Genomic DNA, 12,532 nt, shown 5'->3' on the forward strand with positions numbered 1-12,532 from the left:
AACTTTGCCTCAGGCATTTAGAAATAGCGCGTTATTGTACACGGATTAATCGCACTACAAAACAGGATCACAAACATCCCCCGCAAACAAGTATTGCAGGGTTGCTTTGTGATCATTTTCACGAAGCGAAATCGGGCTGCTCAACTAAAATTGCACCAATTCGGTGCTCGATGTTCACATGCAAGCACTGAATTGGTGCAACATAACCATTGTGGTGCAGCCCTTTTGCACTATGGTGCGCATAATAGCGCCTTTTTAGTGACATTTAAAAGTTGGCATAGATTTCGCTTTATCTTTTTCATGGCAACAACGACAGGTTAGCGCCGTAATTGTAGACCTCGTTACCACGACGACAATGATAAATCCGGGAGAGTTTAAGTATGTCCGCTGAACACGTTTTGACGATGCTGAACGAGCACGAAGTCAAGTTTGTTGATTTGCGCTTCACCGACACTAAAGGTAAAGAGCAGCACGTCACGATCCCAGCTCATCAGGTAAATGCTGACTTCTTTGAAGAAGGCAAAATGTTTGATGGCTCCTCGATTGGTGGCTGGAAAGGCATTAACGAATCTGACATGGTACTGATGCCGGACGCCTCTACCGCTGTCATTGACCCGTTCTACGAAGAACCGACTCTGATCATCCGTTGCGATATCCTCGAGCCGGGCACCATGCAGGGCTACGATCGCGACCCGCGCTCCATCGCAAAACGCGCTGAAGAATACCTGCGCGCAACAGGCATCGCAGACACCGTTCTGTTCGGGCCTGAGCCAGAGTTCTTCCTGTTCGACGACGTACGTTTCGGCAGCTCTATTTCCGGTTCCCACGTTGCTATCGATGATATCGAAGGCGCATGGAACTCCTCCACCAAATACGAAGGCGGTAACAAAGGTCACCGTCCGGCTGTTAAAGGTGGTTACTTCCCGGTTCCGCCAGTGGACTCCGCACAAGACCTGCGCTCCACTATGTGTCTGGTAATGGAAGAGATGGGCCTGGTTGTTGAAGCTCATCACCACGAAGTTGCAACTGCTGGTCAGAACGAAGTGGCAACCCGCTTCAATACCATGACCAAAAAAGCAGACGAAATTCAGATCTACAAATATGTGGTTCACAACGTTGCTCACCGCTTCGGTAAAACCGCAACCTTTATGCCAAAACCGATGTTCGGTGATAACGGTTCCGGTATGCACTGCCACATGTCTCTGTCCAAGAACGGCGTAAACCTGTTCTCTGGCGACAAATATGCTGGTCTGTCTGAGCAGGCGCTGTACTACATCGGCGGCGTTATTAAACACGCTAAAGCGATCAACGCCCTGTCCAACCCGACTACCAACTCCTACAAACGTCTGGTCCCGGGTTACGAAGCACCGGTCATGCTGGCTTACTCTGCCCGTAACCGTTCAGCTTCCATCCGTATTCCGGTGGTTGCATCTCCGAAAGCGCGTCGTATTGAAGTGCGTTTCCCGGACCCGGCTGCTAACCCGTACCTGTGCTTCGCAGCGCTGCTGATGGCTGGTCTTGATGGCATCAAGAACAAAATCCATCCGGGCGAAGCGATGGACAAAAACCTGTATGACCTGCCAGCTGAAGAAGCGAAAGAAATCCCGCAGGTTGCAGGCTCTCTGGAAGAAGCACTGAACTGCCTGAACGAAGACCGCGAGTTCCTGACTGCGGGTGGCGTATTCACCGACGACGCAATTGATGCTTACATCGCTCTGCGTATCGAAGAAAACGACCGCGTACGCATGACGCCGCACCCGGTAGAGTTCGAGCTGTACTACAGCGTTTAATAATTTAAATCCGAGGGATTTCTTGTTACAGCAAGGCGGCGATTGAGTGAATCCCCCGGAGCATAGAGATCTATGTGACCGGGGTAAGCGAAGGAAGCCAATGCCGTTGTAGCGAGAAAGACATAGGATATTTTGTTGCCGTGGAAACTTTCAGCCCATCCTAGATGGGCTTTTTTCTCCACCAACAACCTGAATTACCGCCTTATTTACTTATAAAGCGCTATACTGCACTAAAATAGTGCATTCTTTGGGAGACTGCTGGATGGCAAGTGGCTCGTTGCCCGATGCTGGGCAGATCCTCAATTCTTTAATCAACAGCATCTTGCTGGTTGATGACGAGCTGGCGGTACATTACGCCAACCCGGCGGCACAACAACTTCTGGCGCAAAGTTCCCGTAAATTATTCGGTACGCCTTTGCCGGACCTGCTGAGTTATTTCTCGCTCAATATCGTCCTGATGCGGGAAAGTCTGGATGCCGGACAAGGCTTTACGGACAATGAAGTCACCCTCGTTATCGACGGACGTTCACATATTCTCTCGTTAACGGCGCAACGGTTGCCTGAGGGCCTCATCCTTCTGGAGATGGCACCGATGGACAATCAGCGACGCCTGAGCCAGGAACAGCTCCAGCACGCCCAGCAAGTGGCAGCGCGCGATCTGGTACGCGGCCTGGCGCATGAAATCAAAAACCCGCTCGGAGGCTTACGTGGCGCGGCGCAGCTATTAAGCAAAGCCCTGCCTGACCCTTCGTTGCTGGAATACACCAAAGTCATCATTGAGCAGGCCGACCGTCTGCGTAACCTGGTGGACCGACTGCTTGGGCCACAACAGCCCGGTATGCACGTAACAGAAAGCATTCATAAAGTCGCTGAACGAGTCGTGAAACTGGTGTCGATGGAATTACCCGAAAACGTCACCCTGGTGCGCGACTATGATCCGAGCCTGCCGGAGCTGGCACACGATCCCGACCAGATTGAACAGGTGTTACTGAACATTGTTCGCAACGCACTCCAGGCGCTGGGACCCGAGGGCGGCGAAATTATTCTGCGTACCCGCACCGCGTTTCAGCTCACGCTGCACGGCGTTCGCTACCGCCTTGCGGCACGTATTGATGTGGAAGATAACGGGCCTGGTATTCCGTCAAACCTGCAGGACACGCTGTTTTACCCGATGGTGAGCGGGCGTGAAGGCGGTACTGGCTTAGGGTTATCTATCGCACGAAGTTTGATTGATCAACACTCTGGCAAAATTGAATTCACCAGTTGGCCAGGCCATACCGAGTTCTCGGTGTTCCTGCCTATTCGGAAATAGAGGTGTTTATGCAACGAGGGATAGTCTGGATCGTTGATGACGATAGCTCCATCCGTTGGGTGCTTGAACGCGCGCTCACCGGGGCTGGCTTGAGCTGTACAACGTTTGAAAACGCAAATGAAGTGCTTGATGCGCTTACCACCAAAACGCCGGACGTGCTGCTGTCAGATATTCGCATGCCCGGTATGGACGGTCTTGCCCTGTTAAAGCAAATCAAACAGCGCCACCCGATGCTTCCGGTCATCATTATGACCGCGCATTCCGATCTGGATGCGGCAGTCAGCGCGTATCAGCAAGGGGCGTTTGATTATCTGCCAAAGCCATTTGATATCGACGAAGCGGTAGCGCTGGTTGAGCGCGCCATCAGCCATTATCAGGAACAACAGCAACCGCGTAATGTGCAGGTAAGTGGGCCAACCACCGATATTATTGGTGAAGCGCCAGCCATGCAGGATGTCTTTCGCATCATTGGCCGGCTGTCGCGCTCGTCTATTAGCGTATTGATTAACGGTGAGTCCGGTACCGGTAAAGAGCTGGTCGCCCACGCGCTGCATCGCCATAGCCCGCGTGTGAAAGCACCTTTCATTGCGCTGAACATGGCGGCCATCCCAAAAGATTTGATCGAATCCGAACTGTTTGGCCATGAGAAAGGGGCGTTTACCGGCGCCAATACCATTCGTCAGGGGCGTTTCGAACAGGCCGATGGCGGTACACTGTTTCTCGATGAAATCGGTGATATGCCACTGGATGTACAGACCCGTCTGCTGCGTGTTCTGGCCGATGGACAGTTCTACCGTGTCGGTGGCTATGCGCCGGTGAAGGTCGATGTTCGCATCATCGCTGCAACGCACCAAAACCTGGAAATGCGGGTGCAGGAAGGAAAATTCCGCGAGGATTTATTCCACCGCCTGAACGTTATCCGCGTGCACCTTCCGCCGCTGCGTGAACGTCGCGAAGATATTCCCCGTCTGGCGCGCCATTTTCTTCAGGTCGCCGCACGCGAACTGGGCGTGGAAGCAAAGCAGTTGCATCCGGAAACCGAAGCGGCGCTCACTCGCCTGGCCTGGCCGGGTAACGTGCGCCAGTTGGAGAACACCTGCCGCTGGTTAACCGTGATGGCTGCCGGGCAGGAGGTCCTGATTCAGGATTTACCGGCTGAATTGTTTGAAACCACGATCCCGGAAAGCAGCACGGGACAGTCGCTGCCGGATAGCTGGGCAACGCTGTTGGCGCAATGGGCAGACAGAGCGCTACGTTCCGGTCATCAAAACCTGCTTTCCGAAGCACAACCAGAGATGGAACGGACTTTGTTGACCACTGCATTACGTCACACGCAGGGGCACAAACAAGAAGCAGCACGCTTGCTGGGATGGGGACGTAACACCCTGACGCGTAAGCTGAAAGAGTTGGGGATGGAGTAATCATCCAGCTAAATGTAAAGATTGAATAGCGAGCGCAAATTGCTGCAATTTTGCGCTTTACTGTTCCGATGAGTTCAGTATGATCTTGCCCGTCCACGGGGAGGTCATCATGCTGGAATCACTCATCAATATCGTGTCGAGCAGCGCAGGCGTTAGTGCCGCTGCCAGCCATACGCCACAAGCCGCCGTCGCTGCCGTATTGTGCGCCGCGCTGTTTGGGCTTTTTAGCTAAAGCGCCAGCAGGCGCTTCGCTTATCAGGTCACGGTCTGATATCCCCGGCCAGCGCATCGCCGCCGGGGAAACCGTTTAAATCACTCTTGAGAACTGCTGCATCCGCGCTTTCTGGCGCAGGTACACGTCAAAGCACATGCAGATGTTGCGAATTAATAAACGCCCTTTCGCCGTTACTTCAATACCCTGCTCGTTAACCTCCACCAGCCCATCAGTCGCCAGTGGCTTAAGCAATTTCAGGTCTTCGGCAAAGTAGTCGTTAAAGCGCAAATCCCATTGATTCTCAATGCTGCTGAAATCGAGACGGAAGTGGCAAATAAGCGCTTTAATCACATCACGACGAATACAGTCATCACGGGTCAGTGAGATTCCCCGCCACAAGGCATTGCCGGTTTCGTCCACCTGTTGGTAATACGCTTTTAACTCTTTCTGATTCTGCGCGTAACTGTCGCCAATCATACTGATGGCAGAAACGCCCATCCCCAACAGATCGGTATCGCCCTGGGTAGTGTAGCCCTGGAAGTTACGGTGGAGAACACCATCGCGCTGAGCCAGTGCCAGCTCGTCATCGGGGCGGGCAAAATGGTCCATGCCGATGAACTGATAACCCGCATCAGTCAGCGAGACAATGGTCTGCTGCAGGATATCTAGCTTTTGTTGAGCGGACGGCAGATCCGCATCTTTGATTTTACGCTGGGCCGCAAACAGGGAGGGAAGATGCGCGTAGTTGAATACGCTCAGGCGGTCCGGGCTCAGCTCAGCCACCCGACTCAGGGTAAAGGCAAAACTTTCCGGCGTCTGTTTTGGCAAACCATAAATCAAATCAATATTGGTCGAGGTGAAGCCAATGTCGCGCGCACGTTTAATCAACGCAAAGATGAAGGCCTCGTCTTGCTCACGGTTAACCAGCCGCTGGACCTCTTTATTAAAGTCCTGCACGCCCATGCTCAGGCGGTTAAAGCCCTCCGATCGCAAATGATCAAGGACATCCAGCTCAATTTCACGCGGATCAACTTCAATGGAGATTTCCGCATCGGCCTCGAATTGAAAATGACCACGCAGTAAGCTCATCAGGCGGCTAATTTGCGCCTTATTCAGGTAGGTTGGCGTACCACCACCCCAGTGAAGCTGGCTGACACGACGGTCAGTGAATAGCGGCGAACGGTGGATAATCTCTTGTTCCAGGGCATCCAGATATTGGTCAGCTTTATGCTGCTGGCGCGTAACAATCTTATTGCAGCCGCAGAAATAACAAAGCTTATGGCAAAACGGAATGTGCATATACAGTGACAACGGTCGCCCTGGATAACGTGCGACGGCACTACGGAAATTTTCTTCGCCATAGTCAGCGGAAAATTCCAGAGCGGTGGGGTATGACGTGTAGCGCGGCCCGGAATAGTTATATTTCTGGATAAGGGCCAGATCCCAGTCAATTCGTTGCTCAGACATGCTCACTCCTTCCGATAACGCCGCTGGCGGGTACGGCGGCCCGGCCTGACCTCATTTCGGGTCATAAGCCGGTTGCGCAGCCACAGTTTGCGCCGCGACAACCGCTGTAGTTTAACGAATAACCACACCAGATAACATATAACCGGAAGGGTTATAAGCAGGACAGCCAGGCCCATACCTGACCGTTAATTGCCGCCTTTGAGTAGACGCATCATATCTTCCCGGCCTTCTTCCTCTTCTTCTTCGTCATCGTCGTAGGAGAGGCCCAGTTGCTGCATTAATTCATCAATGCGGTCAAGTTTAGCGTCTACCCAGCTTTGCTCTTCAGCGCTCAGGGTTTCGCCCTCTTCAAGTCGTTCCAGCAGCGCGTCCAGGCGCTCATCGTTCTCCAGCAGATCCAGTTCAGCTTGCGGTGAAAGCATAGGTTTCTCGCTCTTTGGTTTGTGCTGCTTTTTGACCTGGGGCTCGGTCGCACCCAGTGGGATCGGTTTCTTGCTGCCAACGCGTGGATCGGCCTGAGAAGCGCCTTTTCCTGAGCCAGAAGACGCGCTCGCACCGCTTGCACGGCTACCAGCCGCATTGCCACGGTGTTTTTTATCGCGCTTACGGTCACGCCCTTCCTGGTTGAGTTCTTCACGTGATTTACGGTGCGCTTTGCCAGGTGTTTTGCCGCGCGGAGTGGTTGAAGGTTTTTTCATGATAATCGGCTTAGATGGTTTTATTCAGTATAGAATTGCGGCGGAATCTAGCAGAAAGCAAGCAAAGAAAAAAGGCGACAGAGTAATCTGTCGCCTTTTTTTCTGACCCTCAACCCTCAATGGGTACAACGTTCCCTGTTTGCTTACAACACACCCTGTTTTTCCCTTAGCATGTCACGTTCCGTGTTGTGGTCCTTTTATTCCCTTTTAAGACTGTCATCCAGACAGTTTCCTGGTCTTCGCCTCCTGGCGCTCCTGACCCCTCATCCTTAAGTCTTCATCCCGCAGGCTTCCTCGCCTTTACAAATACTTTACCTGCTTAATTTAAACTCACAAGTAACAAAACACCCCAAAAACACAAATTCAGAAAATTCTCTAATAACAAAACCTTTTTATTCATTAGCTTACATTTTTATGACCCTGCAATTTCTCTGAAAATTCGCATAAGCTTTATGGCAAATATCCTACAAACGACAGGGGTATTCTCTGGCAGATATCCGTTGACGAGAAAAACAGCCTTTTACGTGGGTTCAGGTATAATCCCCCCATGCCCGAGATTACGGAGACGACCATTTTGACTAACTGGAACTACCAACAGACGCATTTTGTCACCAGTGCGCCTGATATTCGCCACTTACCCGCCGACACTGGTATAGAAGTGGCTTTTGCCGGCCGCTCCAATGCAGGGAAATCCAGCGCACTTAACACGCTGACAAATCAGAAAAGCCTGGCTCGTACATCCAAAACACCCGGACGTACTCAGCTGATTAACCTGTTCGAAGTGGCCGAAGGCAAACGCCTGGTGGACTTACCAGGTTACGGTTACGCAGAAGTGCCAGAAGAGATGAAGCTCAAGTGGCAGCGTGCCTTAGGGGAATATCTTGAGAAGCGCCAGTGCCTGCAAGGCTTGGTTGTGCTGATGGATATCCGTCATCCGCTTAAAGATCTCGATCAGCAGATGATCCAGTGGGCGGTCGAGAGCAATGTGCAGATTCTGGTGTTGTTGACGAAAGCAGACAAGCTCGCCAGCGGTGCGCGTAAGGCGCAGCTTAATATGGTGCGCGAAGCAGTGGTTGCCTTTAATGGTGACGTGCAGGTAGAAGCGTTTTCGTCATTGAAGAAGCAGGGCGTAGATAAATTGCGCGAGAAGCTGGATAACTGGTTTAACACCATTGCGCCGATTACCGAGCAAACCACCGAAGAATGACCCTTAAGCGCGGCATCCGTTCGCGCTTTTTCTTTCTTTCGCCCAATAAAAAACGCCCCAGTCATTTCTGACTGGGGCGGCTAAATATTCAGCCAAATCCGATTACGTGAAGTAAAAGGTCTGAAAGATAGAACATCTTACCTCTGTACCCTACGTGTTTAACTCTACTCCCTTTTCGTTTTCGCACAAAGCACTTTTTGTAGTTTTTTTTCAACCTTTACATAGGGAATTCTAATGATCGTCACAAAATGTACTGGTTATGTTGCTTACTTACAGAAAAAGAAGCTTATGTGACCAGTACTTAGTGCGCTTGATCCCAGTTTTGCCCACTACCGACTTCCACCAGCAGCGGCACATCCAGTTTGGTACTGCTTTCCATCAACTCGTGGATCTTTTGCGATACCGCATCCACATCGTCTTTATGCACTTCAAATACCAGTTCATCGTGTACCTGCATGATCATTTTCACGCGCGGTTTTTCCGTTTGCAGCCACGCATCAACAGCAATCATTGCGCGTTTGATAATGTCTGCTGCCGTGCCCTGCATGGGTGCGTTGATAGCCGCACGCTCTGCACCGGCCCGACGCGCTGCGTTACTGGATTTGATGTCCGGCAGATAGAGCCGACGCCCTTCCAGGGTTTCAACATAGCCCTGCTCTTTCGCCTGTGCGCGGGTGCGCTCCATATAATCCAGTACACCCGGATAGCGTTCGAAGTAGAGATCCATATACTTCTGCGACTCTTTACGCGGGATATTGAGCTGGCGGGATAAACCAAACGCGCTCATGCCATAAATCAGACCGAAGTTGATAGCTTTCGCGCTGCGTCGCTGTTCATTCGACACGCTTTCCAGCGGTAAACCAAACACTTCTGCCGCCGTTGCACGGTGGATATCCTTCCCTTCGGCAAAGGCAGAGAGCAGGCCTTTATCCCGCGACAGATGCGCCATAATGCGCAATTCAATTTGCGAGTAGTCAGCGGAAACAATGACGTAGTCTTTTGGCGCGATAAACGCCTGGCGAATACGTCGGCCTTCCTCATTGCGCACCGGAATGTTTTGTAAGTTGGGATCGGTGGAGGACAGACGCCCGGTCGCCGTGACAGCCTGGTGATAGGAAGTGTGTACGCGCCCGGTCTTTGGATTGATCATCAGCGGCAGCTTATCGGTGTAAGTCGATTTCAGTTTCGACAAACCACGGTGCTCAAGAATGACTTTGGGTAAAGGGTAATCCAGCGCCAGTTCTTCCAGAACTTCCTCGGAGGTTGACGGTGCGCCGCCCGGTGTCTTCTTCAGCGGTTTGATGCCCTGTTTTTCAAAGAGAATCGTCTGTAGCTGTTTGGTTGAGGAAAGGTTAAAAGGCTCGCCTGCGATTTCATGGGCCTTCTTCTCTAATTCCGCCAGACGCAGGGCAATTTCTTCCGAATGTTTGTGCAGCACCGCAGGATCGATATTAACGCCATTACGCTCTACGCGGGAAAGCACCGGTACCAGAGGAATCTCTATGTTCTGGAAGATATTTAAAGGGCCAGCATTCTTTTGCAATTCCGGCCACATTTTCAGGTGCAGTTGCAGCGTGACGTCCGCATCTTCCGCAGCATAACGCCCGGCCTGCTCCAGATCGATCTGATTAAAGGTCAGTTGGTTTTTGCCTTTACCCGCAATCTCTTCAAATGTAATGGTTTTATGCTTTAACCAGCGATCAGACAGGCTGTCCATATCATGACGACCGGCGACACTATCCAGCGTGTAGGATTCCAGCATGGTGTCAAAGGCAATGCCACGCAGCTCAATGCCATAATTCTGCAAAATGCCACGGTCATATTTGAGGTTCTGCCCCACTTTTTGGACCTTCTCATCTTCAAGCAGGTCTTTCAGTAATTCGAGCGCCCGATCGCGAGAAATCTGGGCTGGTGCATCCAGGTAGTCATGCGCGACCGGGATATAAGCGGCTACCCCAGGTTCGGTCGCAAACGAGAGCCCCACCAGATTAGCGCTGATGTTATCCAGACTGTCCGTTTCGGTATCGAAGGCAAACACTGACGCTTTTTTGAGTTTCGCAATCCACTCGTTTAACACGTCCTCATCAAGGATGGTGACGTAGTTATCAAACGACAGGACCGCAGCAGACACTTCGGCCTCAGCTTCAACGACAACCGTCTCTTGCGGCTTCGTGGCCGGTTTAGCACCTTTTGCCTGGAGCCATTTACCGCCTTCCAGATCCGTAATCCAGCGCTTGAATTCATATTTTTTAAATAGGTTGAGTAGCGTATCTGCTATCGGTTGTTGAACTTCCAACTGTTCGCAGGTCAGCTCCAGCTCAACATCCGTTTTAATGGTCGCCAGTTGATAAGAGAGGTAAGCCACCTCTTTATTTTGCTCCAGCTTCGCCGCCATATTTTTGGCGCCACGGAAAGAGAGTTCGGCAATCTTTTCCGGCTCGGCGTACAGCGTATCCAGGCCACCAAGCCCTTGTAATAACGCCTGTGCGGTTTTTTCGCCCACGCCCGGAACACCGGGAATGTTATCTGAAGAGTCGCCCATTAAAGCGAGGAAATCTATGATCAACCCCGGCGGCACGCCGTATTTGGTTACGACCTCTTCTGGCCCCAGGACAGTATTGGTCATGGTGTTGATAAGCGTAATACCTGGCGTTACCAACTGAGCCATGTCTTTATCGCCGGTACTGATCAGGACCGGACGCCCTGCTTTTTCGGCTTCGCGCGCCAGCGTGCCGATAACATCGTCAGCCTCTACGCCCGAAACGGCCAGCAGCGGTAGCCCCATCGCTTTGACCATTTCATGCAATGGCTCGATCTGCGCGCGCAGATCGTCCGGCATTGGCGGACGGTGAGATTTATAGTGCTCAAACAGTTCGTCACGGAACGTTTTGCCCTTCGCATCAAACACCACTGCGGCATGTGTCGGCTGATACTGCAGGATCAGACTGCGCAGCATATTCAGGACGCCGTACATAGCGCCAGTAGGCTCGCCTGCACTGTTAGTCAGCGGCGGAAACGCATGGTATGCGCGGTAGAGATAGGAAGAGCCGTCAACAAGGATAAGTGGGTTTTCTGGGATCTGAACCATGATGTCCGTGCCTGTTTATCAATTTATGGCTAAAGGATGCCACAGACGGGCGAAAACATCAGTTTTTCACCGCATTTGCCGAAAAAGATTTCACGATCTGCGGGATCGCTTCCCATACATTCCTGTGGATAAGTTTGTGAATTATTTCTTAAGGACTGGATTATTGTGCATTTTTCCCGATCGCAGAAAAGTAAGTATCCTTATTTTTCAAGAGATTAAAAAAAGAGAAACGATCATTATTGCCTTTTGGTGACAATTTGCTCCATGTGGATATAAGAAAAAGTAATTTGATTTAGCACAACACCTTACGACCGCACACTAAGGCTAACCTTTACCCAATCATATGAAGTGTTTTCTGATAAGATCAGCGCCTTGCATGCGCCATGATGTACATGCTGTGATTAACCATTTGAATAAATTAACTATGTCGAGACTGCTCGTTGTATGCACTCTGGTATTGAGTGTCATACTCACCATCCTGGTGACTATCTTCTGTTCTGTACCGATCATTATCGCCGGTATTCTTAAGCTATTACTGCCGATTCCGGTACTGTGGCGCGCTATCTCTGCATTTTGTAATTTTATGATGTATTGCTGGTGTGAAGGACTGGCCTGGCTGCTGCACCTTAACCCGCATCTCCAGTGGGATATTGAAGGCCTGGAAGGGCTGAACAAAAAGAACTGGTACCTGCTTATCTGCAACCACCATAGCTGGGCAGATATCGTGGTGCTGTGCGTGCTTTTCCGCAAACATATCCCGATGAATAAGTACTTTCTTAAGCAACAGTTGGCCTGGGTTCCCTTTATTGGGCTGGCCTGCTGGGCTCTGGATATGCCGTTTATGCGTCGCTATTCGCGGGGTTACCTGATACGCCATCCCGAGCGGCGCGGTAAAGATGTAGAGACCACGCGCCGTTCCTGCGAGAAGTTTCGTCTGCATCCGACAACCATTGTGAATTTCGTTGAAGGTTCACGCTTTACCGATGAAAAACGTATCGAGACACGATCGGCATTCAATAACCTGCTCCCCCCTAAAGCAGCAGGGATAGCGATGGCTCTCGGCGTTTTGGGCAAGCAATTCGATAAATTGCTTGATGTTACGCTCTGCTATCCGGAAAACGACAAAAAACCGTTTTTTGATATGCTAAGCGGGAAGTTAACGCGCATTGTTGTTCGCGTAAATTTGTTATCGGTTAACGAAGATTTGCATGGCGATTACGTTAACGATAAGAATTTTAAGCGTGGTTTTCAGCAGTGGCTAAATGCGTTATGGAGCGAGAAAGACCAGCAAATTGACGCAATCAAACGTGAATATAATAACGCCGGTCAGTGACC

The 12,532-nt window shown here is 51.1% G+C and carries 10 protein-coding genes; 6 read left to right on the top strand and 4 right to left on the bottom strand.

Annotated features, from left to right (window positions below; genetic code table 11):
* The first annotated feature begins 380 nt into the window (after positions 1-380).
* From glnA to MRY16398_RS30485, 4 genes are all read left to right on the top strand, one after another.
* On the top strand, positions 381-1,790 hold the full coding sequence (glnA, locus tag MRY16398_RS28610) for a glutamate--ammonia ligase (RefSeq protein ID WP_039077370.1): 1,410 nt from the start codon (positions 381-383) through the stop codon (positions 1,788-1,790).
* Between the two features lie 262 nt (positions 1,791-2,052).
* Complete coding sequence (glnL, locus tag MRY16398_RS28615) at positions 2,053-3,102, top strand: nitrogen regulation protein NR(II) (RefSeq protein ID WP_071194771.1); 1,050 nt, start codon at positions 2,053-2,055, stop codon at positions 3,100-3,102.
* A gap of 8 nt (positions 3,103-3,110) precedes the next feature.
* Positions 3,111-4,523: a nitrogen regulation protein NR(I) gene (glnG, locus tag MRY16398_RS28620; protein ID WP_039077372.1), complete on the top strand. Its 1,413-nt coding sequence runs from the start codon at positions 3,111-3,113 to the stop codon at positions 4,521-4,523.
* Between the two features lie 109 nt (positions 4,524-4,632).
* A complete protein-coding gene (locus tag MRY16398_RS30485; RefSeq protein ID WP_139153727.1) occupies positions 4,633-4,755 on the top strand; it encodes a YshB family small membrane protein in 123 nt (40 codons plus the stop codon).
* A gap of 75 nt (positions 4,756-4,830) precedes the next feature.
* On the opposite strand, the gene hemN is transcribed toward MRY16398_RS30485, so the two are convergent.
* Together hemN and yihI are read right to left on the bottom strand one after the other, a co-directional pair.
* Positions 4,831-6,204, bottom strand: a complete 1,374-nt coding sequence (hemN, locus tag MRY16398_RS28625) for an oxygen-independent coproporphyrinogen III oxidase (RefSeq protein WP_125125605.1) — start codon at positions 6,202-6,204, stop codon at positions 4,831-4,833.
* Positions 6,205-6,389: 185 nt separating this feature from the next.
* Entirely contained in the window at positions 6,390-6,902 is a 513-nt protein-coding gene (gene yihI, locus MRY16398_RS28630) for a Der GTPase-activating protein YihI (protein WP_039077374.1), read from the bottom strand.
* Positions 6,903-7,476: 574 nt separating this feature from the next.
* On the opposite strand from yihI, the gene yihA reads away from it, so the two are divergent.
* Positions 7,477-8,109, top strand: a complete 633-nt coding sequence (yihA, locus tag MRY16398_RS28635) for a ribosome biogenesis GTP-binding protein YihA/YsxC (protein WP_103245895.1) — start codon at positions 7,477-7,479, stop codon at positions 8,107-8,109.
* An 88-nt stretch (positions 8,110-8,197) separates the two neighbouring features.
* On the opposite strand, the gene MRY16398_RS31490 is transcribed toward yihA, so the two are convergent.
* Positions 8,198-8,245: a spot 42 RNA, inhibition of DNA synthesis gene (locus tag MRY16398_RS31490; protein ID WP_071892919.1), complete on the bottom strand. Its 48-nt coding sequence runs from the start codon at positions 8,243-8,245 to the stop codon at positions 8,198-8,200.
* Positions 8,246-8,410: 165 nt separating this feature from the next.
* Positions 8,411-11,197 carry a DNA polymerase I gene (gene polA / locus MRY16398_RS28640; RefSeq protein WP_125125606.1) on the bottom strand — a complete coding sequence of 929 codons (2,787 nt, stop codon included), beginning with the start codon at positions 11,195-11,197 and terminating at the stop codon, positions 8,411-8,413.
* Positions 11,198-11,621: 424 nt separating this feature from the next.
* Between polA and MRY16398_RS28645 the strand changes: the two genes are divergently transcribed.
* Complete coding sequence (locus MRY16398_RS28645) at positions 11,622-12,530, top strand: acyltransferase (RefSeq protein WP_039077390.1); 909 nt, start codon at positions 11,622-11,624, stop codon at positions 12,528-12,530.
* The last annotated feature ends 2 nt before the right edge of the window (positions 12,531-12,532 follow it).

Source organism: Phytobacter sp. MRY16-398 (assembly GCF_003925915.1).
GTDB classification, from domain to species: Bacteria; Pseudomonadota; Gammaproteobacteria; order Enterobacterales; family Enterobacteriaceae; genus Phytobacter; species Phytobacter diazotrophicus.